Source organism: Bradyrhizobium septentrionale (genome assembly GCF_011516645.4).
Taxonomy (GTDB): Bacteria; Pseudomonadota; Alphaproteobacteria; order Rhizobiales; family Xanthobacteraceae; genus Bradyrhizobium; species Bradyrhizobium septentrionale.
On record NZ_CP088285.1, the window covers coordinates 6743433 to 6770059 of the forward strand.

At 63.1% G+C, this 26627-nt stretch carries 26 protein-coding genes; 24 read left to right on the top strand and 2 right to left on the bottom strand.

The genetic code is table 11. The features are described 5' to 3' along the window. Nucleotides 1-116 precede the first annotated feature (116 nt). Both HAP48_RS33680 and HAP48_RS33685 read right to left on the bottom strand, forming a co-directional pair. Complete coding sequence (locus tag HAP48_RS33680; RefSeq protein ID WP_224496725.1) at nt 117-425, bottom strand: hypothetical protein; 309 nt, start codon at nt 423-425, stop codon at nt 117-119. Nucleotides 426-469: 44 nt separating this feature from the next. Next, nucleotides 470-2440 (bottom strand): 4Fe-4S binding protein, encoded by a 1971-nt coding sequence (locus tag HAP48_RS33685; protein WP_166215412.1) that lies wholly within the window; start codon nt 2438-2440, stop codon nt 470-472. A gap of 209 nt (nt 2441-2649) precedes the next feature. Here HAP48_RS33685 and HAP48_RS33690 point away from each other — a divergent pair, with 209 nt between their 5' ends. The 24 genes from HAP48_RS33690 to HAP48_RS33805 all read left to right on the top strand — a co-directional run bounded on the left by HAP48_RS33690 (nt 2650) and on the right by HAP48_RS33805 (nt 25942). Then, nucleotides 2650-3357 carry a biotin/lipoate--protein ligase family protein gene (locus HAP48_RS33690; RefSeq protein ID WP_175612381.1) on the top strand — a complete coding sequence of 236 codons (708 nt, stop codon included), beginning with the start codon at nt 2650-2652 and terminating at the stop codon, nt 3355-3357. Continuing rightward, the gene (locus HAP48_RS33695; protein ID WP_166204141.1) at nt 3354-3890 is read left to right on the top strand and encodes a DUF6505 family protein; all 537 of its coding nucleotides are present in this window, start codon (nt 3354-3356) and stop codon (nt 3888-3890) included. The genes HAP48_RS33690 and HAP48_RS33695 overlap by 4 nt, the downstream gene beginning before the upstream one ends. 11 nt (nt 3891-3901) lie before the next feature. After that, a complete protein-coding gene (locus HAP48_RS33700; RefSeq protein WP_166215416.1) occupies nt 3902-4909 on the top strand; it encodes a DUF6352 family protein in 1008 nt (335 codons plus the stop codon). Next, the gene (locus HAP48_RS33705; RefSeq protein ID WP_166204142.1) at nt 4906-5421 is read left to right on the top strand and encodes a DUF3305 domain-containing protein; all 516 of its coding nucleotides are present in this window, start codon (nt 4906-4908) and stop codon (nt 5419-5421) included. The genes HAP48_RS33700 and HAP48_RS33705 overlap by 4 nt, the downstream gene beginning before the upstream one ends. Beyond that, nucleotides 5418-6077, top strand: a complete 660-nt coding sequence (locus HAP48_RS33710; RefSeq protein ID WP_166204143.1) for a DUF3306 domain-containing protein — start codon at nt 5418-5420, stop codon at nt 6075-6077. The genes HAP48_RS33705 and HAP48_RS33710 overlap by 4 nt, the downstream gene beginning before the upstream one ends. 119 nt (nt 6078-6196) lie before the next feature. Next, on the top strand, nt 6197-6973 hold the full coding sequence (locus HAP48_RS33715) for a molecular chaperone TorD family protein (RefSeq protein WP_166204144.1): 777 nt from the start codon (nt 6197-6199) through the stop codon (nt 6971-6973). Nucleotides 6974-7002: 29 nt separating this feature from the next. Next, nucleotides 7003-7212, top strand: coding sequence for a twin-arginine translocation signal domain-containing protein (locus HAP48_RS33720; protein ID WP_166204145.1), 210 nt, complete (start codon nt 7003-7005; stop codon nt 7210-7212). An 11-nt stretch (nt 7213-7223) separates the two neighbouring features. Further along, nucleotides 7224-10169 (top strand): formate dehydrogenase subunit alpha, encoded by a 2946-nt coding sequence (locus HAP48_RS33725; RefSeq protein ID WP_166204146.1) that lies wholly within the window; start codon nt 7224-7226, stop codon nt 10167-10169. A gap of 14 nt (nt 10170-10183) precedes the next feature. Next, complete coding sequence (fdh3B, locus tag HAP48_RS33730) at nt 10184-10780, top strand: formate dehydrogenase FDH3 subunit beta (protein ID WP_166204147.1); 597 nt, start codon at nt 10184-10186, stop codon at nt 10778-10780. Between the two features lie 32 nt (nt 10781-10812). Continuing rightward, nucleotides 10813-11814 carry a formate dehydrogenase subunit gamma gene (locus tag HAP48_RS33735; RefSeq protein ID WP_166204148.1) on the top strand — a complete coding sequence of 334 codons (1002 nt, stop codon included), beginning with the start codon at nt 10813-10815 and terminating at the stop codon, nt 11812-11814. Nucleotides 11815-12467: 653 nt separating this feature from the next. Continuing rightward, a complete protein-coding gene (locus HAP48_RS33740; RefSeq protein ID WP_166204149.1) occupies nt 12468-13130 on the top strand; it encodes a response regulator in 663 nt (220 codons plus the stop codon). 61 nt (nt 13131-13191) lie between these two features. Next, nucleotides 13192-14961, top strand: coding sequence for a hybrid sensor histidine kinase/response regulator (locus HAP48_RS33745; RefSeq protein WP_166204150.1), 1770 nt, complete (start codon nt 13192-13194; stop codon nt 14959-14961). Nucleotides 14962-15155: 194 nt separating this feature from the next. Continuing rightward, on the top strand, nt 15156-15323 hold the full coding sequence (locus HAP48_RS33750; RefSeq protein WP_166204151.1) for a hypothetical protein: 168 nt from the start codon (nt 15156-15158) through the stop codon (nt 15321-15323). A gap of 90 nt (nt 15324-15413) precedes the next feature. Then, nucleotides 15414-16145: a sulfite exporter TauE/SafE family protein gene (locus HAP48_RS33755; protein WP_166204152.1), complete on the top strand. Its 732-nt coding sequence runs from the start codon at nt 15414-15416 to the stop codon at nt 16143-16145. A gap of 616 nt (nt 16146-16761) precedes the next feature. After that, nucleotides 16762-16965, top strand: coding sequence for a hypothetical protein (locus HAP48_RS33760; protein WP_224496726.1), 204 nt, complete (start codon nt 16762-16764; stop codon nt 16963-16965). A gap of 76 nt (nt 16966-17041) precedes the next feature. Next, nucleotides 17042-18310 carry an NHLP bacteriocin system secretion protein gene (locus HAP48_RS33765; protein ID WP_166204154.1) on the top strand — a complete coding sequence of 423 codons (1269 nt, stop codon included), beginning with the start codon at nt 17042-17044 and terminating at the stop codon, nt 18308-18310. Nucleotides 18311-18322: 12 nt separating this feature from the next. Then, complete coding sequence (locus HAP48_RS33770; protein WP_175612249.1) at nt 18323-20551, top strand: NHLP family bacteriocin export ABC transporter peptidase/permease/ATPase subunit; 2229 nt, start codon at nt 18323-18325, stop codon at nt 20549-20551. Continuing rightward, complete coding sequence (locus HAP48_RS33775) at nt 20548-23454, top strand: NHLP bacteriocin export ABC transporter permease/ATPase subunit (RefSeq protein ID WP_166204155.1); 2907 nt, start codon at nt 20548-20550, stop codon at nt 23452-23454. Before HAP48_RS33770 ends, HAP48_RS33775 begins: the two co-directional genes overlap by 4 nt. An 11-nt stretch (nt 23455-23465) precedes the next feature. After that, the gene (locus HAP48_RS33780) at nt 23466-24029 is read left to right on the top strand and encodes a cyclic nucleotide-binding domain-containing protein (protein WP_166204156.1); all 564 of its coding nucleotides are present in this window, start codon (nt 23466-23468) and stop codon (nt 24027-24029) included. 262 nt (nt 24030-24291) lie between these two features. Then, nucleotides 24292-24465 carry a hypothetical protein gene (locus HAP48_RS33785; RefSeq protein WP_165123179.1) on the top strand — a complete coding sequence of 58 codons (174 nt, stop codon included), beginning with the start codon at nt 24292-24294 and terminating at the stop codon, nt 24463-24465. A gap of 45 nt (nt 24466-24510) precedes the next feature. Then, nucleotides 24511-24711, top strand: coding sequence for a hypothetical protein (locus HAP48_RS33790; RefSeq protein WP_029078503.1), 201 nt, complete (start codon nt 24511-24513; stop codon nt 24709-24711). A gap of 32 nt (nt 24712-24743) precedes the next feature. Continuing rightward, nucleotides 24744-24938, top strand: a complete 195-nt coding sequence (locus tag HAP48_RS33795; protein WP_166204157.1) for a hypothetical protein — start codon at nt 24744-24746, stop codon at nt 24936-24938. A gap of 111 nt (nt 24939-25049) precedes the next feature. Next, nucleotides 25050-25253 carry a hypothetical protein gene (locus HAP48_RS33800; protein ID WP_166204158.1) on the top strand — a complete coding sequence of 68 codons (204 nt, stop codon included), beginning with the start codon at nt 25050-25052 and terminating at the stop codon, nt 25251-25253. Nucleotides 25254-25753: 500 nt separating this feature from the next. Then, nucleotides 25754-25942 carry a hypothetical protein gene (locus tag HAP48_RS33805; RefSeq protein WP_029078506.1) on the top strand — a complete coding sequence of 63 codons (189 nt, stop codon included), beginning with the start codon at nt 25754-25756 and terminating at the stop codon, nt 25940-25942. Nucleotides 25943-26627 lie beyond the last annotated feature (685 nt).

Sequence of the window (26627 nt, forward strand, 5' to 3'; positions counted from 1 at the left end):
TACGCAGCTTCAACAGCTAGAGCGTTTTCGAGCGAAGTGGACACCGGTTCGCGTGAAGAAAACGCGTCAAAACAAGAATCTAGAGCTTCGGTTCTGATTCAATCAGAACCGAAGCTCTAGAAGCCGGGCCATTTCTCTACCGGGAGGCTCGTTATGTTCGGATACTCCTTGATCAATCTGATGACGTCGACGTTTGGATGTTCCTTCAGGGCCTCGGAAACGCAATTGTTCACGTATTTCCGGCGCGCGAGCCATTTGACCTTCCTGCCCGTCGCCTCCGCCTTGCAGGCAACGATCGCCTGTTTCAAGGCGATCTTGTCGGCTTTCGACAGGCGCGCGGCTTCGACGGGCGCCGGCATCATCCCTGCGCCAAGGGCAACTACGACGGCAACGAATGCAAAATGAGCTTTGGTGAGATGAGACATGGTGCCCCTCCTAAATGTGCCGCTCCCCACAATTGAATTGTGTCCTAAGTCTTGGTTTCCCGTTCGCGCAGATAATCGTCGGTCGTTCGAGGCGCCGCGCGTTGTGGCACGCCGGTAAACGGGTCGAACTGCTGCTCGCTCATGGTGATCACGCGGCAATCCGCGCACATTCTCACCGTATCGAGCCGCTTGTCGCCGGCGGGATACATCCAGTGCCGGCCCTCGAGTTTCGCCGCGATCTTCTCAATCGTGCTCTTCACGCCAAACGGCTTGTTGCAGCGGATGCAAAGCGCCGGCTCTTCCTCCTTGATGATCGTCGCCGGGGCCCTGGCGGCGCGGAAGTCGATCTGCGGTTTGAGCGTGATCACCTTTTCCGGGCACGTGCTCTGGCACAGACCGCACTGCACGCAGGCATCTTCGACGAATTTGAGCACGGGACGTTCGGGATCGTCGCGCAGCGCACCGGTCGGGCAGGCCGACACGCACGACAGACATAAGGTGCATCCCTCCACATTGACGCTGATCGCGCCAAGTGGTGCGCCTTCAGGCAGCGCGATGACGTCGACAGGCGACGGCGCCAGGCGGTGCAATTCGTGGAGCGCGAGGCGAAGCAGTTCGCGCCGTTTGCCGACGGTCCGGAAGGTTGCGGGATGCTCGACGGCCGGCGCAGGCTCGATTGACCAGAGCGTCTTGCCGAGCGCGTCCGGATCGTCGGTTTCGATTGCTTCGACCCTGCGTCCTGCGAACCCAAGTCCGGAGGTAATCGCATCAGCCATCGCGATCGTCTTGAAGAGGCCCGCGACGTCATGCCGCGGCTTTGCGCGAAGCAGAAAGCGTATCGCCGCCGCACCATAGGCGAAGGAAGCGACGACGGCCTCGAGCCCAACCTGCGTCACCTCGTTCACCGCGAGCGGCAGCACGCCGGCCGGCAGCCCGTCGCCATGGCGGGCGAGCGCATCGATCAGTGCGGTGCCGTGCTGGCTATCATGGAACAGGACGACGGCGTTGGTGCCGCCGGCTGCGTGATAGGACAAAAGCATCGCGCGCAATTTGTGCAACAGCGCGTCGGCTGGCGGCAGGGCATAGGTTGCCGCGCCGGTCGGACAGGCCGCGGCGCATTGGCCGCATCCGGCGCAGACCTCCGCATTGATCTTGACGTGATCGCCATCCGGTGTGATCGCCCCGGTCGGGCAAAGATCGAGGCAGCGATGGCACCCCGTTAGGTTCGACCGCGAATGCACGCAGAGCTCTGCGGTGAAGTTGACGTATTTCGGCTTGTCGAAACTGCCGACGAGATCGCGTGCCTTGAGGACCGCGCGCAGCATTGCGGGCGGGTCTCCCGGGTCGACGCGGAGATAACCGTCGCGCAAATCATGCGCGGGAAAAAGCGGCATCCCGCCGGAAAGATCCAGGATGAGGTCGCAGCGCGACGTCAGGCCGTTGCGCGGAGCCTCGAACAGCAGCGCCTCGCGCGAAGAGGGGCGAGGCGCGGCATAGTCGTCGATCACAAGCTCGAAGGCGCCCAGATGTCCCTTGGCGTTGCGAATCGTTCCCCTGACGATCGGGAACGATGTCGTCGCCGGTGGTGCAATCTGCGCTGGCCTCGTGATCATGACCGTCACGTCGAGGTGATCTGCCAGCAGTTGGCCCGCTTCAACCGCAACGTCGTCGCGGCCATAGATCAGGATCACGCCCTCGCTCGACAAGGTGACAAACGGGTAGGCCGGCACGGGCTCGGACGCTGCAGCGAGCAGCGCCGCCATTTTCGGCCCCGCCTGTCGCCCTTCCAGGGACCACCCTGCGGTCTCCCGGATGTTGACGAACTCTGTCCTTTCCGAGCGGCCCTGCATCGCATCGGCAAACAGCGGCGCCTCCTGGGTGCAGCCGACGATCATCGGCCCCGCAACCTTCGCTGCATCGCGAAACCGATCCAGCTCGGCTCGGCACATGTGTCGGAATTCGGCGATCTCGCTGTTGCGACATCCTCGCTTGATCGCAGCAGTGTCGAGACGCATCGTGTCTTCGCACGAGCAGATCAGGATCGTCTTCGGCGAATCCGGCATACGCAGCTATTCACCTCCCAACGCGGTCGGGGAACGAGGGGGCGGACTCGCGCCGTCCCCTTTGCTCGGATAAGCTATTATCACATGGGAAGAAATGGAAGCTGGAGGTCCGTCTGTCGCCGACCGTCCGCACGCGCTCATCGATCCTGGAGCCCGTTGACCTGCCTCCGCCGTTCACGCTGGTGAGGCTGCGCGAGACGCGCGATGCCTTCGCCCATGCCATCGATATCGCGGAGGAAAGCGGGGCAGGTACGCTGACCTATGTGGGGCGCTTCGATCTTGCCGAGTTCGCCGTCGTGCTCGAACCCGCCGAGCCCTTATGCACCGCGCGCCGCGCCTTCTATGCCGCCATGGTGGCATTGACCGACGCCTTGCGTGCCTATGCACCTCCGAACAAGGAGGTCGCCATCGACTGGCCGGATGCGGTCCGTGTCGACGGCGGGCTCGTCGGTGGCGGCCGGCTTGGCTGGCCATCGTCTGCGAAAGAGAATGAACCGCCGCGTTGGCTGGTGTTCGGTGCCATGATCCGGACGGTTGCGATGACCGAGGCGGAAGCGGGCGTGCATCCACTCGCTTCGGCGCTCGATCAGGAGGGCTTTGGCGAAGCCGGCGCGGTTCAAATCACGGAAAGCTTTGCGCGGCACCTGATGCGCGCGACCGAAACCTGGCAAGTCGACGGTTTTGACGCCGTCGCGCGCGAATTCCTGAGCCGGCTGACGGACGAAGGGCAGACCTCGCGCACGATCGCTGACAACGGCGATCTTCTGGTGCGCCGGGTTGGAGCAGATGGGACCGAGCGGCGCGATTTGAGGAAGTCGCTGTTATCGTCCTCGTGGTTCGATCCGAAGCTCGGAGGGCTGCGCCTGTGAAGCTCTTGCGCACCATTGCGCTCGATCCGTCCGACACGTTCGTATTCGACGTGCCCGCGGAGCCCGGCGAATGGGCGGTGCCGGGCGCGTTCCGCTTCCTTGATCGGGATTTTGCGCAACTGGACGGTAAGGACCGGTCCGCGTTCCGCGGCGGCTTTCTCGGAGTGCAATCCTGGGGCTGGTCGACGCTGGCGCAGATCGTTCCTGCGACCGCGGACGATCGCCGCGCGCTGGTGGAGCTCCTCGCAAAGCGGCTGGTCGAACGGTTCGGTGCGCCGGATCTTGCAACCGCGCGCGTGGCGGCGGAAGAGGAGGTTGCCTTTGCGCAATCGCTCTGTGCCCATCCGATCAGCACGCTGATTGCCGTCCATCGCTCGGTGCGCGATGGCGAGGTCCGCGAGTCCTTCCGGAGCTTGCGGCTGCGCGAGGGGCAGGGGCACGGCAAGGCGTTCTCGTTCATGGAAATGGAGGATGATGCCGAACCCGGTGGCGATCTCGATCTTGCCGACATGAGCAAGGAGCCGCGGCGATGAAAGATTTGGCGATGAAGGATTTCTGGATCGCCTGCGGCCACCATCTGCTCGATCGCAACGCGAGCGGCGGGCTCGTTGTCACGGATGAATACCTGAAGGCCTATTTCGCGCGCCCCGAGCTGATGCCGCCGGATGACGCGTGCGCGGTCGAGCGTCGCTTGCACCGGCAATTGCTGGCCGATCCGCGCCTCCCGGTCGGAGACACGGAGGTGGCCGCGATCGGTGATACTGACGCGCGGGAAAACTGGCAATTCGTGCTGGCATTTCGTGACCTCCTGCTGCGTCATCCGACGCTGGAGGCGGCCTATCTCGCGACGGTTCGTTCAGGTTCGGTCAATCTGCCGCCGCTGTTCATGAACCAGTTGGTGCATGTGATCCTGCGCAATGTGCTCGATCGCTGCGAGGATTCATTTCAGCTCCGTGCAGCCGAGCTGTTCTTTCGGCCGCAACGGATCCTGCCGCACGAGCATTTGCTGCTCCTGGGCGACGAGGAAATCCTTGGCGGGCGCAGCCCGACGCCGGTGCTGTCGCTGATGTCCATGCTGGGCGCGACAAGCGATACCCAACTCGACGTTCTCAGCGAGCAGAACGCCGACGGCTATTGGCAACGCAGTGACCAGTTCGATATGGCGCTTGATCTGACCGGCGGAGGGCGGGGGCAGGCCGCGCTGGCCGACGCGATGCGGCGCTGGATCTCGCATCTGCTCGGGATCGATGTGGCGATCGAGCCGCTGACCGAACTGCGCAACGCAGAACTCAATTGGTATGTGGGCCTGGATTCCGAAGCGACCCGCATCGGCGACCGGCTTTGGCAGGGCGAATCCCTCGACGACCGCACCGCGGGGCGCGTGCTGGCGCTGTTTCGGCTGAGCTTTGCGGATCCCGGCCTGGTCGTCGATACCGCGGGGCGTGCGCCGGCCTATCTGATCCTTGCAATGACGTCCGATCAGGTCGTCCGGATGAAGCCCCAGAACTTGCTGGCGGGACTGCCAATCAAGCATCTGGAGGCTGTGACATGAGCGCCGTCGCTGAGCCGCTGGTCCGTATCCCGGTCGGCGTCGTGGTCGAACGCCGCAGAGCGGATTCTCCGTGGATCGACGTCGTCTGGCGCAGCGTCGGGGTGCTGCCGGACGAGCCGGAGATGACGCCGTGGACGGTGATCCGCGAGCAGGATGGAGTGACGCTGTTTTACGCCGGCAGTGCGACAGTCGATCTCTACCGCTCGGAAACCGATCGCTACCGCGACAATCTTACCTCCGGGACGCCCAGCATCTGGATCGTGTTGAGCCCTGCCGAGGGAGCCTCGCCCTACCTCCTTTCCGCGGTCACGGCCGACCCCGCCGAAGGGGAGGCGTTCACGGGGGCCGGTGCCAATCTGGTCGAAGCGGTGCCGATGCCCGAGGTGCTGCGCCGGGCGATTGAAGATTTCATCGCCGAGCACCACGTCGAGAAGGAGTTCTTCAAGCGCGAGCGGAACCGCGCCGATCCGGAGGCGCTGGCGCAACGGCGCCATGACGGTGGGCACGAATGAGCGAAGACGACTTTTTGGCGCGCTGGTCGCGACGCAAGCAGGCGGCGAGGGACGGCCAGGCTGAACCGAGACCTGAACCGCCCGCCGAAGCGAATGCGCCGGCGGTGGCCGGCCCTGACGTGGCGGAGCCCTGTCCCGCCGAGTTGGACTTGTCGAGCCTGCCGCCCATCGAATCAATTGATGCCGCGACCGACGTCTCGGCCTTCCTTCGCAAGGGCATTCCTCAGGAATTGAGCCGTGCTGCGCTTCGTCGGGCCTGGAGCGCCGATCCTGCCATTCGCGACTTCATTGGGCTCGCGGAAAATGCCTGGGACTTCAACGACCCGACCGCCATGCCCGGCTTCGGTCCGCTGGACTATTCGGCCGAACAGGTTGACGCACTCGTCCGCCGCGTTGTCGGGGACTTCGTGCAGGCCGCCGAGAATGCGACCAACCCGATCGAAGGGACTGTCGAAGACGCCATGCGACCGACCGTTGCTGCGGTCGACGATTTGGCGCAAGCATCAAATCCGGTGAAGGCGCGCCCGGATCTCTCACTGTCCGACGAGTCCGCAACCGCGGAATTGCCCCCAAACTCTGCTGCACCGCAACTGCAAGGCGCGAGCGAGGAGACTGCCGCTCGGCGCCGCACACATGGTGGCGCGCTGCCTCGATAGGGTGCGACCAAATGCTATAGCCGCAGGCTATGTCCATCGATTGACCGCCCTCCGGCACCCGAATAGTCTTTGTTACGCAAACGCAATCAAGCGCTTGGCCCCTAGGATGGGAGGGCGGTGTGCGCGATGCGGGCCTTGAATGTGCCATCGAAGCCGCGGGCGGCGTAGCCCAGCTAGCCCGGAAAATCGGTATTGCCCAGCCCTCGGTGTCGAACTGGAACCGGGTGCCGGCACAACGCGTGGTTGCAGTCGAAATCGCGACGGGCGTCTCGCGAAAAATTCTTCGTCCCGATCTCTATAGCGAGCTTGCGATATCGGACATGCTTGATCCGATCGAGGCCGGACGCGCGCAGGAATACGCATTGCTTGCGACCCTGCTCTCGTCGGCGCCGTCGCAAGGTCTCCTCGAAAAGATCGCGCAACTGAACGGCGATGTGACGCCGCTTGGGTGCGCCCACTCCGCTCTAGCGGAGGCCGCTTCGATCGCGGTCGCAACCGAGGTCGAGCGCGAATATTTCGACCTGTTCGTCGGCGTTGGGCGCGGCGAGCTGCTGCCCTACGCGTCCTACTATCTGACCGGCTTCCTCAACGAGCGCCCGCTGTCGCGACTTCGTGACGATCTGGCCGCGCTTGGCATCGAGCGGGTGGAGAGTAATCCGGAGCCCGAGGACCATGCGGCGACGCTGTGCGAGATCATGGCGGGCCTTGTGGCTGGTCGTTTCCCGGCGTCGCTCGCGGCACAGCACGCCTTCTTCGAGAAGCATGTGTCGCGCTGGATCGGACGTTTGTTCGCTGACATGGCGAAGGCCGAAAGCGCCAGGTTCTATCGAGCGGTCGGGGCGCTGGGATGCGTGTTTCTGGAGATTGAAACAGAGGCCTTCAAGTTCGCCAATTGACCGGCTGCCCCGGTCCAAGGAGAGGTGCAATGAGCGATGAGAAGAAAATGACGGCAGGCCGCCGCGACTTCCTTCGCAAGGTCGGAATCGGCACGGTTGGTGCAGGCGCCGCGCTGGCAACCCCCTTGATCGCGCCGGCGCAGGCCGACAGCGAGAGCGAAGCTGAGAAGCGCAAGGCGCGCTACAGGGAAACCGAAGACGTGAAAGCGTATTATCGCGTCAATCGCTATCCAGGGTGAGGGAGGCGGCCATGCTGATCAGGAGAACACAGCGTTCCGATTCCGACCGACGTGGATCCGTCGCGGCCCTCCTGTCCGGGCAGACTGGCGGCCTCGACCGCCGCACATTCCTGCGTCGGTCCGGTCTTGCCGGCGGCGCGCTCGCTGCGCTCAGCACGCTGCCCCTCGGTGGCGTTCGCGAGGCGGAGGCTGCCGCCGCCGGGCCGCTGACCGCGGGAGCGACGGCGCGCAAGAGCATCTGCACGCATTGCTCGGTTGGATGCACCGTGACTGCGGAAGTGCTGAACGGCGTATGGATCGGCCAGGAGCCGACCTGGGATTCCCCGATCAATCGCGGATCGCATTGTGCCAAGGGCGCCTCGGTGCGCGAGCTCGTGCACAGCGAGCGCCGGTTGCGCTATCCGATGAAGCTGGTGGGCGGGCAGTGGACCCGGGTCTCCTGGGAGACCGCGATCAACGAGATCGGCGACAAGCTGCTGGAGGTCCGCGAGAAGTCGGGACCGGATTCCGTCTATTGGCTCGGATCGGCCAAGATGACCAACGAGGGATCCTATCTGTTCCGCAAGCTCGGCGCGTTCTGGGGCACCAACAACACCGACCATCAGGCGCGTATCTGCCATTCGACGACCGTCACCGGTGTGGCCAACACCTGGGGTTACGGCGCGATGACCAACAGCTTCAACGACATCCGCAACGCCAAGACCCAGATGATCATGGGCGGCAATCCGGCCGAGGCGCATCCGGTGTCGTTGCAGCACCTGCTCGAGGGCAAGGAACTGCAAAAGGCCAACTTCATCGTCATCGACCCGCGCCTGACGCGAACCGCGGCGCACGCGACTGAGTATGTCCGCATGCGGCCAGGCACCGACATTCCGGTGCTCTACGGCATGATGTGGCACATCCTGCAGAACGGCTGGGAGGACAAGGAATTCATCCGGCAGCGCGTCTATGGTTTCGACGATCTTCGCAAGGAGGTCGAAAAATGGAATCCGGAGGAGGTCGAGCGCGTTGCCGGCATTCCCGGTGAACAGCTCAAGCGTGTCGCGAAGATGTTCGCAACGGAAAAGCCGTCGACGCTGATCTGGGCCATGGGTCAGACTCAGAAGACGGTCGGCACCGCCAATGTGCGGGCGAGTTGCATCCTGCTCCTGATGACTGGAAATGTCGGCGGACCGGGCATGGGCGCCAACATCTTCCGCGGCCATGACAACGTGCAGGGCGCGACCGATGTCGGGCTCGATATCGTCACGCTGCCGTTCTACTACGGGCTCGCGGAAGGCGCGTGGAAGCACTGGTCGCGGGTTTGGGAGGTCGACTATGACTTCCTGAAGTCGCGCTTCGACTCCAAGCAGATCATGGAAGCGCCCGGCATCCCGCTCACGCGCTGGTTCGAAGCGGTGACGTTGCCGAAAGACCAGGTCGCGCAGAAAGACAATGTGCGGGCGGTGTTCGTGCAGGGACACGCCTCCAACAGCATCACCCGCATTCCGGAATCCCTGAATGGTCTGAAGGCGCTCGACCTGCTGGTCATCGCCGACCCGCATCCGACCACCTGGACCTCGCTCGCCGTGGAGGCCGGGCGCAAGGACGGTCTCTACATTCTCCCGGTCGCCACCCAATTCGAGTGCAAGGGGTCCCGGGTCGCCTCGAACCGCTCGCTGCAATGGGGCGAGCAGATCGTGAAGCCGATCTTCGAATCCAGGGACGACCTCGAGGTCATCTATCGCCTGGCGAACAAGTTCGGCTTCGCCGACAAGATGTTCAAGAACATCAAGGTCGAGAACAATCTGCCCGAGGCCCAGGACATCCTGCGCGAAATGAATCGCGGCAGCTGGTCGACCGGCTATTGCGGGCAATCGCCCGAGCGTCTCAAGGCCCATATGAAGAACCAGGCGAAGTTCGACATGCTGACGATGCGGGCGCCGAAGGACGATCCGGAAGTCGGCGGCGACTATTACGGCCTGCCCTGGCCGTGCTGGGGCTCGCCGGAGGTCAGGCATCCGGGCACTCCGCTGCTCTACAACACAAACCTCGGCGTGATGGATGGCGGCGGCACGTTCCGGCCGCGCTTCGGCATCGAACGTGAGGAGAAGCTGGCCGACGGCTCGACGCGGAAGGTCAGCCTGCTCGCCGACGGGTCCTATTCGAAGGATTCGGAAATCAAGGACGGCTATCCGGAATTCACGCTGGCGAGCCTGAAGAAGCTCGGCTGGGACAAGGATCTGACGGAAGCGGAGATGGCCACGATCAACAGGATCAATCCGGCCACCCCTGACGCGGTGTCGTGGTCGCTCGACCTTTCGGGCGGCATTCAGCGCGTCGCGTTGATGCATGGCTGCGTGCCTTACGGCAACGGCAAGGCGCGCATGAATGCGTTCGGGCTGCCGGATCCCATTCCGGTTCACCGCGAGCCGATCTACACGCCGCGCGTCGATCTGGTCGCCAAGTATCCGACGCTGCCAGACGCGAAGCAGTTCCGCATGCCCAACATCGGGTTCTCCGTGCAGAAGGCCGCGGTGGAGAAGGGGATTGCCAAGCAATTCCCGCTCATCCTCTCCTCGGGCCGCCTGGTCGAATACGAGGGCGGTGGCGAAGAGACGCGAACCAATCCGTGGCTCGCCGAACTCCAGCAGGACATGTTCATCGAGATCAGCCCCGTTGATGCCGCCGATCGCGGCATCAAGGATGGCGGCTGGGTCTGGGTGAGCGGTGCTGAAAACAACGCGCGTGCCAGAATGAAGGCGCTGGTCACCGAACGGGTGGGGAAGGGCGTTGCCTGGATGCCCTTCCACTTCGGTGGCTGGCTCGCGGGCAAGGACCTTCGCGGCAATTACCCGAAGGGGACCGATCCGATCGTGCTTGGCGAAAGCGCCAATACGATCACGACCTATGGCTATGATCCTGCGACCAATATGCAGGAGACCAAGGTCACCCTCTGCCAGATCGTCGCAGCCTAGAAGGAGCAACGCACATGGCTCGGATGAAATTCCTCTGCGACGCCGACCGCTGCATCGAGTGCAATGCCTGCGTCACCGCCTGCAAGAACGAGCACGAGGTGCCCTGGGGCATCAACCGGCGCCGCGTCGTCACGATCAACGACGGCAAGCCCGGAGAGCGATCGATCTCCATGGCTTGCATGCACTGCACCGATGCGCCCTGCGCGGCGGTCTGCCCGGTGAACTGCTTCTACACCACCGCCGATGGCGTCGTGCTTCATTCCAAGGATCTGTGCATCGGCTGCGGCTATTGCTTCTACGCGTGTCCGTTCGGCGCGCCGCAATACCCGAAGATCGGCAATTTCGGCTCCCGCGGCAAAATGGACAAGTGCACGTTCTGCGCCGGCGGCCCCGAGGCCGACGGCAGCAAGGAGGAGTACGAGAAGTATGGGGCCAATCGCCTCGCCGAGGGGAAATTGCCGCTCTGCGCCGAGATGTGCTCCACCAAATCGCTGCTCGCCGGCGATGGCGAGATCATCGCCCAGATCTACAAGGAACGTGTGATGAAGCGCGGCTACGGCTCGGGCGCCTGGGGCTGGAAAACCGCCTATCGCGAGACGATCGAATCCTGAAGGCGGGTTCGCGCAAATACCGGGAGGAGCTCATGGCGTCTCTGGCAAAATACATCCGTCTCGCCCTGGGCGCATGGGCGCTTGCGTTGATGATCACGGCGTCGGTGCCGTCCATCGCCCAGCAGGTCAATCCGACCGCAAGCGCGGTGAAGGAGCAACAGCTTCTTCAGGAGCTCAACCGGATCGAGGGACGCGTCAGCATTCCCGATCAGCGGTCAGGCGTGCTGGAGCAGCCGGCGGGGCGCGAGTGGCGGGAATTCCGCAACGTCACCCTGCGCTGGGTCGGCGGAGTTGCCATCCTCGGCATGCTCGTGGCGCTCGTCGCCTTCTATCTCATCCGCGGCATGGTCCGCCTCCAGAGCGGGAGGTCGGGGCGCACGATCGTGCGCTTCGGCGCCTTTGAGCGCTTCGTGCACTGGATGACGGCGACCTGCTTCATCATTCTGGCAATCTCCGGACTGAACATCACCTTCGGCCGTCCGCTGCTGTTGCCGCTGATCGGCCACGAAGCATTCTCCGAATGGTCGCAATGGGCCAAATACGCGCATAACTATTTGAGCTTTCCGTTCACCATCGGAGTGGTGTTGATCTTCCTGATGTGGCTCGGCGGCAATGTCCCGAACAGGGTCGATGTCGAGTGGATCAAGCGCGGCGGCGGTATCGTGGGGCACGACCATCCGCCGGCCTATCGTTTCAACGCCGGACAGAAGGCGGTCTACTGGATCGTCGTGATCGGCGGCGCTGCCGTTGCGATCACCGGATATGAGCTGATGTTCCCGTTCTACCTGTCCGGCATCGAAGGAATGCAATTGGCCGCGGTGATCCACGCGATTGTCTCGGTCCTGTTCGTCGCGGTGATGCTGGCCCACATCTACATCGGCACCATCGGCATGCAGGGCGCCTTCGAGGCGATGGGCAGTGGCGTCGTGGATGTCAATTGGGCGAAGGAGCACCACAGCCTGTGGCTGGAGGAGGAGACGCGCGCCGCGGCCAATGATGCGCGCTCGAAGCCGGCCGCCACGGCGGCGGAGTAGGGCAACGCCGCCTCTCGGGGGCGAGATCGCTAAAGCCGCACGGCCGTCGTTGCAAAGGCCTCTGCGACCGGCTCTTGCACGCGGTCAAGAACCGCGGCGCTGACTCCCGCCACAACGACGGCGGCCGCGCAGGCGAGCAGGAAGGCTCTCATGGCTATCCTCCCAAAATGGCTATCCTCCCAAAGAGGTCGAGTGCAGCGAGAGATTACACAAAATCGATCGTCACGGACAGCGCTGCTTTCCCGCGCCGTTGCCTCGACGCTTGCTTCTGGCGCATCGCGGTGCCCGGCATCACAGCCATTGCCGTCGTGGCGGGTTATCGGGCACCCGTGCTGCAAAATGCGGCTCCGCCATTTCGTCGCGTAATCCGGCAACCACGCCTCGCACGGCACGGATAACAGATGTCGAGGCGATGACGAGCCCGTTGATGGAAAATCAGGACGCGGGCGGCGGCCACCATAAAGAATCAAATTCGCCGGTGGATCGACCAGGGTCCGCGTGCGCCCGGCGCCAGCCGCGCAACACGGCAACGGGGCATTCAGACGATCACTGCAAAATGACCAAGCTGACCAAACTGGCAAATGGATTTGTGAATCGAAATCCTTGATTGGAGTTGGTTGATACCCTAATACCGTCATCGGCAGGGGTGATGCATGTGCGGGCTGGTTAAAGCGATCATTGCTGACGATCACGCCGTGGTTCGGGAAGGGCTGAAACAGCTTCTGTCGACCGTGGACCAGCTTACAATCGGCGGAGAAGCCGCCGACGGCGAAGCCGTTCACCGGCTGCTGAACGAGAGCTCCGCCGATCTTCTGATACTCGATCTCGGCATGCCGGGTGTGGGCGGGTTTCAGTTCATAGCGAAGCTGAAAGCCGAATGGCCTGAGCTGCGCGTTCTTGTCCTCACCGCCAATGTTGAGCCACGTTCCGTTCGGGCAGCCTTTTCCGCGGGCGCGAACGGCTATTTGACCAAGAGCGGCGATCCGTCGGAGCTCATCGCTGCAATCGATGCCATCAGAAAGGGCAACGCCTATGTGGCGGAGGAGGTTCGCTTTGCGGTGGACCAGCATGACGGCCTGAATGAAACCCCGGAGTTCACGGCTGCGATCATATCTCCGGTCACGCTGACAAGGCGTGAGCGGCAAATCCTGGGGATGATCCCTCATGGCGCCACCAGCCGCGACATCGCCAACCGTCTCGGCATCAGTCTGCTGACCGCCCGGAAGCATCGCGAAAACCTGATGCGGAAGCTCGATCTGCATAGTGGTGCCGAATTGACGGCCTACGCGATCCGTCTCGGCCTTCCAGCGGGCTAGCTAGCGCAGCGGCAACTGGCGAACGAAGCCGCCGCACCTGTCGGCGCGTGGAGAGGTTTCAATGCAAGAAGACAAGATACGCGAGGCGCTCGTCGAGCTCTTGTATCGTAATTCCTATGGCGTGGTGGCCTCCAACGTCCTGATCTCCCTGGCGGCGGCGTACGTCCTGAGGAACACCGTACCGGCGAGCTGGTTGGTCGGATGGCTCGGTGCGCTGTATCTGCTCACCGCCATACGCGTCCTGGCGGCGCGCCGGTTCTTCAGCCGGAATCGAGAACCAGCGTCTGTGTTGCGATGGGCGTGGCTCGCGGCTTCTTTTTCTTGCGTGTCGGGCCTGCTGTGGGGAATGCTCGGCTGGGTCGGGTTCGTTCCTGAACAGCCCGTTCCTTTTTTATTCACCGCTGTTGCCTTGACCGGTCTGGTCTGCGGCACGGTTCCGTCGCTCTCGGCCTTTCCGCCGGCTCTGATCGGCTCGATCATCGCAACGGTGCTGCCGGTCATGGCGCGCTCCTTTATCAATGGAGGTGATGCCTCCGGCGCATATCTCGCCCTGCTTACGGGGCTTGTGGCCATCAATTTCTACTACTGCCGCACGACGCACCGCATGCTGCGTGAGACCATCAGGTTGCGTCTGGAAAATGTCGAGCTCGTCAGCCACTTGCAGGAAGAACGCGACCGCGCGCAAGCCGCCGATCGTGCGAAAACGCGTTTCCTTGCGGCCGCCAGTCATGACCTGCGCCAGCCGATCCATGCCTTGAGCCTGCTGATCGCCACGCTCGCGGCGCTGGGTCACCGCGGCGCTGTCCAATCCGGCGATGCACGCGATCTGGCCGGCAAGGCAAAATCCATTGTAGGCAACCTCAGCGCCCTCCTGAACGGACTGCTCGATATCTCCCGGCTTGATGCCGGCGTCGTCACTGTTGCGAAGGAGACGGTGAATCTCTCCCAGCTGTTCTACCAGCTCAACAACGAGTTCGCTTCCGTTGCGAAGGATCGCGGCCTTGATTGGCGTGTCGTTGAAAGCCGTCTCCAGGTGGACAGCGATCCCATGATGCTGAAACGGGTGTTGGGAAATCTGCTGTCGAATGCCTTTCGCTACACGGGATCCGGCGGCGTTCTGCTCGGCTGCCGCAGGCGCGGCGCGTCGGTGGAAATCCAGATATGGGATACTGGCCCCGGCATCCCGGCAGATCAGCAGACAATGGTCTTCGAGGAATTCGTGCAATTGCAGAACCCGGCGAGGGATCGCACGCAAGGGCTTGGCCTTGGCCTCGCCATCGTTCGCCGCACCGCCGCGCTGCTGCAACATCCGCTGAAACTGGTCTCCGTCACCGGGCGCGGCTCGATGTTTTCCGTTACGGTTCCGCAAGCCAATGCGGTGGCGGCTCCCTTGCCCGAGAGCGCGGCATCACCCGCAGCCACCGCCGTCAGCATCATGGTCGTGGAAGACGAGGAGGACGTTCTCGATATCATGGTGCAGTTGCTCACGCTGCAGGGGCATCGGGTCTATGCCGGCCGGTCTGCCGCTGAGGTGCAACAGATTCATGCGGAGGCGATGATAACAGGCGATGCACCGGTCGATCTGATCATCGCCGACTACCGCCTCGGAGATGGTGCTACGGGGCTGGAGGCCATCGAGGCTCTTTGCGCCCATATCGGCCGCGCGGTGCCTGCCTTTATCGTAACCGGCGATACCTCGCCGTCGCGCATCAAGGAAGCGACCGCCAGCGGTTATCGTGTTCTGCACAAGCCGATCAGCGGCGAGGAATTGCACGATGCGATCGTCGCAGCCTGCGTCGACGGCAAGCAAGCAATCATGAGTGATTGCTGAAACATTAGACGACGAAATACGACGTCTGCCGTATCGCTCGCGAATCAACCCAACGATATCCTTCACCTGGACGCGCTTGAACGGCAGCCGATCTCGAACCCGGCTGTTGGGAGCAGGAGTGTGCCATCAACGGGGGCTGTCATGACGGGCAGCTTCGCTCCGAGCGCGTGCGGGAAGGCAAGTTGGATATGGCAATGACCGATAGCTCCCACGCCCGGCGGCCATCGCCGGCTCTCAAGGCGTGGACAATCGCCGTCCTGGCCGGCTTCGGCATTTTGCACGTCGTCGGGGGATACATGCTGCATCACGCGCCGAGGTTCCGACCCATCGAAACGGCACCAACGGCGATCCAGGGCGACTAGATGGATTGGCTGACGCCACGCGCGTGAGTTCGGACGCCCCCACGCTGTCCGGCCATCGACGGCAATCACCGTTTTCCAGGAAGCGATACCATGTCAGACGTAGCGGTTTATTTGGTGCTGAGTGGGGCGGTTTTTGCGGGCGCGTTCGTTTCCGGCCTTTCCGGATTTGCGTTCTCGGCGGTCGCCGGCGCGATCCTGCTCCACGTTTTTCCGCCTATCGAAGCTGTGCCTTTGATGATGGCTTGCAGCATCACCGTGCAAGCCGCCAATCTGTTTGCGCTCCGCAAGAGCATGCAATGGAAAACCAGCCTCGTCTTCATCGCTGGTGGACTGTTGGGCATTCCGATCGCGATCTATTTCCTGCAGAATGTGGATACCGGGATGTTCAGACTGGGCTTTGGAATTCTCGTATCGCTTTATGCGGCATATGCCTTGTTGCGGCCAACGGCTGCCTATTTGCGTCAGATGGACAGCCGGAGCAGGAACGCGCTGGTGGGGTTTGGTGGTGGGCTGGTCGGGGGGCTGACTGCGATGCCCGGCGCACTTCCTGCGATCTGGTGCGACATCCATGGTCTCCCGAAAACTCAGCAGCGCGGCCTGGTCCAGCCCTACATCGGGGTGATGCAGCTTTTCGCCCTCGCGCTCATGCTTTCGCACCACAGCCTCTCGCTCAAGGTCTTGATCGACTTTGGCATTTCGCTGCCCGCCTTGGCCGCTGGAACGGCCGTGGGTATCGTCCTGTTCGGACGCGTCAACGAAGCGGCCTTCAAACGGATTATCCTGGGTCTGTTGTTGTTTTCGGGACTCTGCCTCGTGATCTAGAGGGGGTCTCGGTGGAAAGGTGCGGGCGGTTTCGGGCCGAACATCTCACACCGCGCCGCCACCTGCGGCGGCGCAGGGCCTTTCGACATTAACCTCCTGACCGACGACGAAATACGACATCTGCCGTATCGCCCAGCGACCGGGATAAGGATATGAAGCCGGGTCATTGGGACGAAGTTCGTCTCGCGCATTCGCGTGAGACGCTTGCCCTTGACGAAACGGGAGATGGAATATGACCATTGCGCAAGATGCGAATAAGCAAGGGGAAGCTGAGGGCCTCGAGGGCGCCGCTCAGGACAAAGCTTCCGAAATCTCAGCGACCTCTGATGCGCTCAGCGACAGCTCCCTGGACAAAGTGTCAGGCGGTTGTTGGCCGTTCAGTACTCTGGCGGCTGCCATCTACGCCAGCGCAGGCCCGGTGGGCTAGAAAGCACCTGAGCCGACGACGGCTTGAAGAGGTCACCTCCGCCGCCGCGCATCGAACCGGAAATGGTCGATCTCGTTGATATCGGCATGTCCGCTTTGCTCCATTTCTGGAGAAGCGGACATGAGTTGAGCGCAGGGTTGCAACGTCGGGCTGGCCCCGATCAGCATTGATCAAGGATGGAGATTGAAGATGACCAATGAGCAGGACACCAATTCGAAAGCGCAAGCCGATGCTGGCGAGAGCCTCAAGGACGACGCTCAGAGCAATGCCTCCCAGATCTCGGCGACGTCTGATGCGCTCAGCGACAGCTCCCTGGACAAAGTGTCGGGCGGCGCCTGGCCGTTCAATAATCTGGCGGCTGCCAGCTACGCCAGCACAGGCGGGGGAGGTTGACCGAGAAAGCACCTGAGCCGACGACGGCTTGAAGAGGTCACCTAGCCAAAGTGGCTTCGGTGTTTGCGGGGGCTGCGTGAGACGGGAAACGGAGCGAATCTTTCGGGCAGCGGCCATCGAGCGGCTTTCGAATCCCGAACAGCTCGACCATGTTGTCGGCGTCACGCGCCCGTTCGACTGGATGGCTGCAGCGGCGCTGGCACTTGGTCTTGCCGTGCTGGTTGCCTGGAGCGTGCTCGGCCGCATTCCAACCCGTGTATCCGGTGATGGCATTTTGTTGAGCAGCGGCGGTCGTCTGGTCGACGCCGTCTCCGCGGTCAGCGGCAAGCTGGCCTCGCTCGAGGTCGGCATCGGCGATGCCGTCCGCCGCGATCAGGTGATCGCCCGGATCGTCCAGACCGAGACCGAGCAGCGGCTTCAGCAGGCGAGGGATGTCCTGCGCGAGCGCGAACGCGAGCATGCCGAGCTCGCCGGGGCGATCTCGCGGGAGATCGATGCCAAGCTTGCCAATTATGCGGCGCAGGAGGCAGGTCTGGGCAACGTGATCGCGGCTGCCGAGAAGCGCACCGCCTATCTCACCGACGAGGTGGCCAAGCTCGAGCCGGCGGCAGCGAATGGAACTGTCACGCGCAGGTATCTCGAGGACCGCCGCGTCGAACTCAACAATGCGCGGGAACGCATCACCGACGCAAGGAACGACATTCTCAAGCTCAATGCGCAGCAGCTGGATCTGCAGAGCCAGCGTGAGCGCGATCGGCTGCTTTCGGAATTCAAGGTCAATGATGCGAAGCGGACGGTTGAGCAGCTTGCGGCCGAGCTGGAACGGGGATCACGGATCCTCAGTCCCGCTGACGGGCGTGTCGTCGAACTCAAAGTGTCCAGCGGCGCCGTGCTTGCCCTGGGTACGCCGGTTATCGAAATCGAGACCGCGGGACAGGTCCTCGAAGCGACGGTCTACATGCCGCCGGACCGTGGCAAGAACATCAGGCCCGGCATGGAGGTTCGTGTCGAGCCGAGCACCATCAAACGGGAAGAATACGGCGCGATTGTCGGCAATGTGGTGGCGGTTTCGGAATTCCCTGTGACGCCCCAGGGCATGCTGGCGGACCTGCACAACGATGCATTGGTCAAGCGCTTTTCGCAGGACGGCGCGCCCTATACGGCCAAGGTGACCCTGGAGCGCGATCCCTCCACCGTCAGCGGGTATCGCTGGACCTCCGGCAAGGGGCCGCCGATCCAGCTCTCGACCGGTACGCTGACCCGGGCCGAAGTTACGACGCGCGAGCAGCAGCCGATCGATCTGGTGATTCCGCTGATGAAGCGGCTCAGCGGCATTGGCGGCTAGGATCGGCAGCGCATGACCGCGTCATCGCGCCAAACCGATGCCCGGCCGGCGCTCCTCGATCGCCTCGGCAACTGGATCAGGCGCATCCCGCTGCCGGTGCGACGGCGCTGGGTCAGTCCCACGGTATTCCAGATGGAAGCGCTGGAATGCGGCGCGGCTTCGCTCGCGATGATCCTGGCGTATCACGGTCTCTGGGTGCCGCTGGAAAAGCTCCGCGAAGCCTGCGGCGTGTCCCGGGACGGCAGCAAGGCCAGCAACGTGCTGAAGGCCGCGCGGCAATTCGGACTGACGGCAAAGGGGTTCAGGAAGGAGCCGGCGACGCTGCATGAGCTGCCGATGCCATCGATCATCCACTGGAACTTCAACCATTTCGTGGTGCTCGAAAGGCTGGATTCGGATTACGCCTATCTCAACGATCCCTCGACCGGGCGCCGCAAGGTCGGTCACGATGAATTCGACGCGGCCTTCACGGGCGTTGTCCTGGCGATGGAGCCGGGCCCCGACTTCAAGCCCGGTGGTCGCGAGCCCGACCTTATTCCGGTGCTGCTGCGGCGACTGTCGAATTCGTTGGGGGCGGTGCTGCTGTTGGTTGCACTCAGCATGGCGCTGGTGGTGCCCACCATCCTGGTTCCGGCATTCGCGAAAATCTTTGTCGATGACGTTCTGATCAAGCATGTCGAGGGCTGGTTCACACCTTTGCTGATCGGCATGGCGATGACAGCCGTGGCGCGGGCGCTGATGACGGCATTTCAACAGTCGCTGCTCCTGCGTATCCAGACCAAGCTCACGGTGACGATGGTCAGCCAGTTGCTCTGGCACGTCCTGACCCTTCCGATGGAATTCTTCACCCAGCGGCACTCAGGCGACCTCGCCAACCGCATAGCCGCCAGCGAACAGATCGCCCAGCTGCTTTCGAACGGGGTGGCTGCCAATGCGCTGAACCTGATCGCGGTCGTCTTCGTCGCCGTGACGATGGCGTTCTACGACGGTTTGCTGGCCGCGATCAGCATCGCCATGGCTCTCCTCAATGTCCTCGTCCTCAGGCTGGTCGCGCGCCAGCGCGAGGACCTCAACCGCAAGCTGTCGATCGAACGTGCCAAGCTGAATGGAAGCACCATCGAAATCATCCGCACGATCGAAACGATCAAGGCCGGCGGCCTGGAAGATGACGCTTTCGCGCGCTGGGCGGGGTTTCAGGCCAAGGTCCTGAATGCCGAGCGTGATCTCGGCGTCTACTCCACCTTCCTCGACAGCTGTCCGATCTTCCTGACCGGATTGACCACCGCGATCGTGCTGGGGGTGGGGGGCCTTCGGATCGTCGACGGCGCATTGACCATCGGTGGCCTCGTCGCCCTGCAGGCCCTGCTCACCAGCCTGGTCGAGCCGGTCAACGCACTTGTGCAGCAGGCCGCTGTCTTCCTCGCCATCAAGGGCAACCTGTTCCGGATCGAGGACGTCTTCAACTATCCCGCCCGCCCCCTGGTGCCGATCGAGCGCGCGCCCGCAACGATGCCCGCAAAACTGTCGGGCCGGGTCGAGTTGAAGGACATCTCGTTCGGATATTCGGCGCTTGAGCCGCCGCTGATCGAGGATTTTTCGCTGGTCGTCGAGCCCGGTCGCCGCGTCGCGCTGGTCGGTGCGTCGGGCAGCGGCAAATCCACCGTTGGACGGCTGGTCAGCGGACTCTACCGGCCGTGGTCCGGCGACATCCGCATCGACGGCTGGTCGATGGCCGAGATTCCCCAGGAGATATTCACCAACTCGGTCGCCTATGTCGATCAGGAAATCCTGCTGTTCGAAGGGACCGCCCGCGACAACCTCACGCTCTGGGACCATACCGTGGCTGAAGCCAGCGTGTCCCGGGCGCTCAAGGATGCGCTGATCCACGAGGAGGTTGTCGTCCGGGCCGGCAATTACGATTGCCACGTGGCCGAGGACGGCAGGAATTTCAGCGGCGGCCAGCGGCAACGGCTCGAGATCGCACGGGCGCTGGCAGGCAATCCTTCCGTGGTCGTGCTCGACGAGGCCACTTCCGCCCTGGATCCGATCGTCGAGAAGGCGATCGACGACAATCTCCGGCGCAGGGGATGCACCTGCATCATCGTCGCGCACCGGCTCAGCACGATCCGCGACTGTGACGAGATCCTCGTGATGAGCAACGGGCGGGTCGTGCAGCGGGGAACGCATCAGGAGCTGCTCGCCGAGGGCGGCGAATATGTCCAGCTGGTATCGAGCGAATGAACCGCGTCTACCAGCCTCCCGCCCTCGAAACTCCGCCCTGGCGCGAAGGCGCGGCGTCTCGCCCAGTCGGGCTCGAGAGCCACCGACCGCTGCCGATCAATGACCTCGATCTCGTTCTGCACGTCGTGCGCGGCTATGTCGACCTGTTTGCCGTCAAGGAGAGCGCCAGTGGCGAGCCGAGCCGGCGGCATCATCTGTTTCGGGTCGAGCAAGGCGCGGTGGTTTTTGGCCTGCCCGGCATCAGCGATGGAAACGGAAATTCGGTGGCCGTGATTGCGGTCGGCGGTCTCGAGACCGAAATCGTAATCGATCATCGCGGCCGTTTTGCCGATCGGGACGCGATCGACGCATGGACCGCGCTTGTGTCGGGAGTCATCGCAGCGTCTCCTCAAGGAGCGGTCGTGCAGCAGGCCGCGATCGGCTCGCGATACGCATTGGCAGCCGGCGACATTCTCCGGCTGTCCGGCCGGCGGGTCGGCTGGATCGGGATTGAGCATGGGACCATCGGCGTGATGGAGATGCTGGCGATCCATGGCTCCAGGGAGTGTCCCGCGCCGATGCCGCCGGGAACGTGGATCGTCGCCCGCGAGGAGGCGACGCTGGTGGTGCGGGAGAGCACGGCATTCCCGCTTGCCGAGATATGGGCCGCGCTTGATCGATTCCATACGCGTGTCATGGAAAGCCTGTGTCGCAGGATCGACGAGGAAACCCTGGCGGAGGCCGACCGCCTGCGCCTGCGCTCGAACCTCAACCGGCTACGGACCAGAAGCATTGTCGGTCGGCTTGCCGGTATCATCGCTGCCGAGCCCGGATCAACGCAACCCGGCGCGGTTGGTGCTAGCCGTCTGCTCGCCGCCTGTCGGGAGGTCGGAGCCGCGCTGGGCATATCGCTCGAGGCTCCGGCCAACATGGCGTTCGACAATGATGATCTTGCGAGCGCCGTGAGGATCGCGGAGGCGTCGCGGGTGCGGACGCGGCGGTTGTTGCTGCGCGCGGATTGGTGGGCCAACAGTGCCGGTCCATTCGTCGCGTTTCTCGGCCAAGACCGGCGGGCGGTCGCGATCCTTCCGGCGGCAGGCGGCCGCCACATCATCGTTGACCCCGGCGCCGGCACGCGCCGTGAATTGACGCGCGCAACCGCCGCCGACCTGGCGCCCGAGGCGGTGATGTTCTATCGCCCGCTGCCTTCGGGAGCTCTGACGGTCCGCGATCTCCTGAAGTTCGGCGCCGCGACGGTCCGGGCGGATTTTCTGCGGATCATTCTGGCGGCCCTGTGCCTCGGTCTTCTCGCGCTGGCCACGCCGCTGGTGATCAAGCTGCTGATCGATTCTGTGCTCCCGCGCGCGGAGGTCGACCAGCTTCTGATCTGCGCCATCGCGCTCATTGTCGTGACGCTGGTGACCGGCGGATTTCAGGTGATGCAGGGCATCGCCATGCTTCGGCTTGAGAGCCGGCTGGACTGGGTATTGCAGGCGGCGGTTGTCGACCGCCTGCTGCGGATGCCGGCCGGTTTTTTCCGTAACTTCTCTGTTGGTGACCTCGCGGACCGCACCCTTGGTGTCGAAGCCGTCCGCACCATCGTCACCGGCCGCGCCATTCGCGGATGTCTGGCGTTGGTGTCCAGCGCCTTCAGTTTTGCCGTGATGCTCATCCTTGACATCAGGCTCGGCATGCTGGCCGCGGCGCTCGCCGTGCTGCGCGTCGCACTGGTGGTCGCGATCAGTCTGGTCCGGCTGTCGGAGGAGCGCGAGAGCCTTTATCAGCAGGGATGGCTGGAGGGGCTGGTCCTGCAACTCCTCACCGGCGTCGGAAAATTGCGGATTGCGAACGCGACCATGCAGGCGCTCTCGATCTGGGTCGAGCGCTTTTCCAGGCAGAAGCGCCATTTTATCGCGTCGCAGCGTGCGGGAAACCTCCAGAAGAGCCTCGAGGCGGGGTTTCCGGCGTTGGCGACGCTGCTCATCTTCGCGCTGGCCCAGACGACTTCAGGCGCGCGGCCGGTGCACGAGCTTGGTACGTTCCTGGCATTCTATGCGGCGTTCGGGCTGTCGCTCGCCGCGGTCGGCGAGTGGGCGCTGGCGCTCGGAGAGCTGCTGGTCGCAATCCCGAGGATCGAGCGGATCAAGCCGATCATCTCGACGGCGACCGAAATCAGCGACGAGCGGAAGTCGGTTGGCGAGATCGGCGGCTCGATCGAGTTTGCCAACGTGTCGTTCCGCTACGGCGACAGCGGGCCGCTGATCCTCGACGATGTCAGCCTCAGCGTCGGGACAGGAGAATACCTCGCCATTGTCGGCCCGTCGGGGAGCGGGAAGTCGACACTGTTCCGATTGCTTCTCGGTTTCGAGAAGCCGGAGTCCGGGGTGATCTTTGTCGACGGCAAGTCGCTCGAGACCATCGACGTCGGCTTGTTGCGCCGCGACGTCGGTGTCGTGCTGCAGAACTCCAGCCTCGCCTCCGGCAGCGTCTATGAAAATATCTGCGGCGCAGCCCAGCTATCGATTGACCAGGCCTGGGAGATCGCACGGCTGGCAGGATTCGACCGCGACCTCGAGGCCATGCCGATGGGCATGCAGACGCTCGTTGCAGAGGGCGTCAACACGCTTTCGGGTGGCCAGCGCCAGCGATTGCTGATCGCGCGGGCGCTGGCGCATCGGCCGCGGCTCTTGCTGATGGATGAGGCCACCAGCGCGCTCGATAACCGGTCGCAGGCCATCGTCAGCGATTCGATCTCACGCTTCAACCTGACGCGCATCGTCATCGCGCACCGGCTCAGCACCGTTCAGTCGGCGGACCGGATTGTCGTGCTGGATGGCGGCAAGATCGTGCAGACCGGCAGCTTTGCCGAGCTGATGGCGCAGCCGGGCCTGTTTGCGGATTTCGCAAAACGTCAACTGATCTAGGGGTCACCGATATGCGCAAGGTCCTCTTCATATTCGGCGTTCTGAATGACTCCGACATCGAGTGGATGGCCCGTGCCGGCGCCCGCCGCGGCATCGGGCGACAGGACGTCCTGATCGATGAAGGCGTGCCGATCTCGTCGATCGTCCTGCTGTTGCAAGGACGGATGGGCGTGAGCGTGTCCGGCATCGGCGAGATCGCCCAGCTCGAGGCGGGCGACTTCGTCGGTGAGATGTCGCTGATCGATTCAGCGCCGCCCTCGGCCACGGTGGCTGCGAAGGCCGATTCGGTTGCCCTGTTCCTGGACAAGCAGCTCCTGATGCGAAAGCTCGCGGGAGATCACGCCTTTGCCAGCCGCTTTTATCGCGCGCTGGCCATCCTGCTGTCGGACCGCCTGCGCGCCACCGAGCGCAGGATGGCTTATGGCGAGCAGGAAACCGGACTTGGGGACGAGGCGACGCGGTTGAAGGACGAGCTTGATCCTGCCGTGCTCGACCAGGTGTCGATCGCGGGCGAGCGATTCGACCGCCTGCTCAAGCTGGTGGAGGAGGTCGCGATGAAGGGCGCCAGATCCTGAGATCGAAGGCAGGGCCTTTCGAAGGGGCGGCCTTTCGACGGGGGCCTTTGACACTTCCCCGTGACCGACGACGAAATACGGCATCTGCCGTATCGTTCGCAGATGGATCCAGCGGTAGCTTTCACCCTCAAGCGCAGGAAACAAGGGGCGACGCCGGGGAAACCGGTTTCCCGTCTCCGGCTTTGAAATATTTGGGAAATTACTTCATCGTTACGACGCAACTATTGATTTAATTGGCATACACCAAAATCGGAGATTGAGAATGGCCAACAAGCAGGACGCGAATTCCAAGCCGGAAGCCGAAGCTCTCGATAGCCTCAAGGACGCCGCCCAGAACAAGGCACCGAAAATCTCGACGTCTGAAAAGGATGCACTCAGCGACAGCTCCCTGGACGATGTGTCCGGCGGTCGCGTGCCTCCGACCCACGGGTTCTGACGTCCGGCCATAGCGCTTGGCATTGATCAGAGTTGGAGATTGAACATGGCCGATCAGCAGGACACGAATTCCAAAGGGCACGCCGGCCCTGGCGAGAGCCTCGAGGACGGCGCGGAAAATCAAGCCTCCCAAGTCTCGCCGGTGGCTGATGCACTCAGCGACGGCTCGCTGGACGATGTTTCAGGCGGCGGTTGGCCCCTCAATACTTTCTCGAGCAGCGTCTACCGCCCCACGAACGGTGGCTAACCAATCAGCATCGATGAAGGTAGAGATTGGACATGACCAACAAGCAGGATGCGAATTCAAAGGCGGGGGCCGAACCTCGCGAGAGCCTCAAGGACGGCACGCAGCACAAGATTTCCTCGACGCCGGAGAAGGATGCGCTCCGCGATGGCGCGCTGGACGATGTGTCGGGCGGCGCTTGGCCGTACTACACCAACACGGCTTCATCCGGGGGGACGCCGGGGGGCTAACCGCTCGGGAAACCGTTTTCCCGCGCACTCGAGATACCCAGGAAATAAGCCTGGCGTAGCGTTTCAACGTCGGGTTGGCCCGATCAGCATCGATGAAGGTGGAGATTGAATATGACCAGTGGGCAGGACGCGAATTCGAAGGCGCAAGCCGAAGCCGGCGAGAGTCTGAAGGACGGCGCGCAGAACACGGGGTCCAAAGTCTCGCCGGCGGCTGACGCGCTCAGCGACAGCTCGTTGGACGATGTGTCAGGCGGCAGTTGGCCGTATAATAACGCTGTGCGTGCCAGCATCGGCGCCACGGGCGGCGGAGGTTGACCGAGAAAGCAGCTGAGCCGACGGCCCGAAGTGGTTACCTCTGCCGCCGCGCATCGGTGGGAATGGCCCGTCCAAGGGCTCCGGACGATGCCACGAAACAAGGGGCGACGCCGGGGAAATCGTTTTCCCCGGACCTTGAAATCCTTACGAACAAGACTAACGCAGCATTCTCAACGTCGGATTGGCCCGATCAGCATCGATGAAGGTGGAGATCAGATATGACCAGTGGGCAGGACACGAATTCAACGGCGCAAGCGGAATCTCTTGAGGGCAGCAAGGACGGCGCTCAGAACACGGCGTCCCAAGTCTCGCCGGCGGCTGATGCGCTCAGCGACAGCTCGCTGGACGATGTGTCAGGCGGCTCTTGGCCGTACGGTACCACTGCATCTGCCAGCTACATCAGATCGGGCGGGGGGGCTGACCGGGAAAGCACCAGAGCCAACGACGGTTCGAGCTAACGGCAGCCAACCAATCAGCATTGATGAAGGTGGAGATTGAACATGACCGATGAGCAGGACACGAATTCGAAAGGCGACGTTGTACCGCCTCAGAACCTCAAGGAAGGTGCGGAGACCAAGATTTCGTCGACGCCGGGGAAGGATGCCCTCGGCGATGGCGCGCTGGACGATGTGTCGGGCGGGCTTTGGCCGGCTGTAATGAGCAGCAGCACATACAACAAAACCATCTGACCTTGGGCCTGACCGGCCAGCATTGATGAAAGTGGAGACTGAATATGAGCAGTGGGCAGGACACGAATTCAACGGCGCAAGCCGAATCTCTCGAGAGCAGCAAGGACGGCGCTCCGAACACGGCGTCCCAAGTCTCGCCGGCGGCTGATGCGCTCAGCGACAGCTCCCTGGACAAAGTGGCGGGCGGCGCTTGGCCTTACAATAGCACTGCGGCTGCCAGCTACAGTGCCAGCGGCCCGACGGGCTAGCCGAAAAGCGCTCCGCCGCGCACCGGTGGGGAACCGCCCATCGCCCAAGCGCTTCGCGCGATGCCACGAAACAAAGCGCGACGCCGGGGAAGCAGCTTTCCCGGCCCTTGAAATCCTTACGAAGCGAAACCAGCGCAGCATTTTCAACGTCGGGTTGGCCCGATCAGCATCGATGAAAGTGGAGACTGAATATGAGCAGTGGGCAAGACACGAATTCAACGTCGCAAGCCGAATCTCTCGAGAGCAGCAAGGACGGCGCTCCGAACGCGGCGTCCAAAGTCTCGCCGGCGGCTGATGCGCTCAGCGACAGCTCGCTGGACGATGTGTCAGGCGGCTCTTGGCCGTTCAGTAGTGCCGCGCGCGCCGTCTACGCCAGCTCAGGCCCGACGGGCTAGCCGAGAAAGCATCTGAGCGAACGACGGCTCGAGGTAACGGCG

What these genes read in the sequence shown, in the direction of transcription:
- HAP48_RS33680 (WP_224496725.1), bottom strand. Translation starts at nt 425, where the DNA reads ATGTCTCATCTCACCAAAGCTCATTTTGCATTCGTTGCCGTCGTAGTT.
- HAP48_RS33685 (WP_166215412.1), bottom strand. Translation starts at nt 2,440, where the DNA reads ATGCGTCTCGACACTGCTGCGATCAAGCGAGGATGTCGCAACAGCGAG.
- HAP48_RS33700 (WP_166215416.1), top strand. Translation starts at nt 3,902, where the DNA reads ATGAAGGATTTCTGGATCGCCTGCGGCCACCATCTGCTCGATCGCAAC.
- HAP48_RS33705 (WP_166204142.1), top strand. Translation starts at nt 4,906, where the DNA reads ATGAGCGCCGTCGCTGAGCCGCTGGTCCGTATCCCGGTCGGCGTCGTG.
- HAP48_RS33710 (WP_166204143.1), top strand. Translation starts at nt 5,418, where the DNA reads ATGAGCGAAGACGACTTTTTGGCGCGCTGGTCGCGACGCAAGCAGGCG.
- HAP48_RS33720 (WP_166204145.1), top strand. Translation starts at nt 7,003, where the DNA reads ATGAGCGATGAGAAGAAAATGACGGCAGGCCGCCGCGACTTCCTTCGC.
- HAP48_RS33725 (WP_166204146.1), top strand. Translation starts at nt 7,224, where the DNA reads ATGCTGATCAGGAGAACACAGCGTTCCGATTCCGACCGACGTGGATCC.
- fdh3B (WP_166204147.1), top strand. Translation starts at nt 10,184, where the DNA reads ATGGCTCGGATGAAATTCCTCTGCGACGCCGACCGCTGCATCGAGTGC.
- HAP48_RS33735 (WP_166204148.1), top strand. Translation starts at nt 10,813, where the DNA reads ATGGCGTCTCTGGCAAAATACATCCGTCTCGCCCTGGGCGCATGGGCG.
- HAP48_RS33740 (WP_166204149.1), top strand. Translation starts at nt 12,468, where the DNA reads ATGTGCGGGCTGGTTAAAGCGATCATTGCTGACGATCACGCCGTGGTT.
- HAP48_RS33745 (WP_166204150.1), top strand. Translation starts at nt 13,192, where the DNA reads ATGCAAGAAGACAAGATACGCGAGGCGCTCGTCGAGCTCTTGTATCGT.
- HAP48_RS33750 (WP_166204151.1), top strand. Translation starts at nt 15,156, where the DNA reads ATGACCGATAGCTCCCACGCCCGGCGGCCATCGCCGGCTCTCAAGGCG.
- HAP48_RS33755 (WP_166204152.1), top strand. Translation starts at nt 15,414, where the DNA reads ATGTCAGACGTAGCGGTTTATTTGGTGCTGAGTGGGGCGGTTTTTGCG.
- HAP48_RS33760 (WP_224496726.1), top strand. Translation starts at nt 16,762, where the DNA reads ATGACCAATGAGCAGGACACCAATTCGAAAGCGCAAGCCGATGCTGGC.
- HAP48_RS33770 (WP_175612249.1), top strand. Translation starts at nt 18,323, where the DNA reads ATGACCGCGTCATCGCGCCAAACCGATGCCCGGCCGGCGCTCCTCGAT.
- HAP48_RS33775 (WP_166204155.1), top strand. Translation starts at nt 20,548, where the DNA reads ATGAACCGCGTCTACCAGCCTCCCGCCCTCGAAACTCCGCCCTGGCGC.
- HAP48_RS33780 (WP_166204156.1), top strand. Translation starts at nt 23,466, where the DNA reads ATGCGCAAGGTCCTCTTCATATTCGGCGTTCTGAATGACTCCGACATC.
- HAP48_RS33785 (WP_165123179.1), top strand. Translation starts at nt 24,292, where the DNA reads ATGGCCAACAAGCAGGACGCGAATTCCAAGCCGGAAGCCGAAGCTCTC.
- HAP48_RS33790 (WP_029078503.1), top strand. Translation starts at nt 24,511, where the DNA reads ATGGCCGATCAGCAGGACACGAATTCCAAAGGGCACGCCGGCCCTGGC.
- HAP48_RS33795 (WP_166204157.1), top strand. Translation starts at nt 24,744, where the DNA reads ATGACCAACAAGCAGGATGCGAATTCAAAGGCGGGGGCCGAACCTCGC.
- HAP48_RS33800 (WP_166204158.1), top strand. Translation starts at nt 25,050, where the DNA reads ATGACCAGTGGGCAGGACGCGAATTCGAAGGCGCAAGCCGAAGCCGGC.
- HAP48_RS33805 (WP_029078506.1), top strand. Translation starts at nt 25,754, where the DNA reads ATGACCGATGAGCAGGACACGAATTCGAAAGGCGACGTTGTACCGCCT.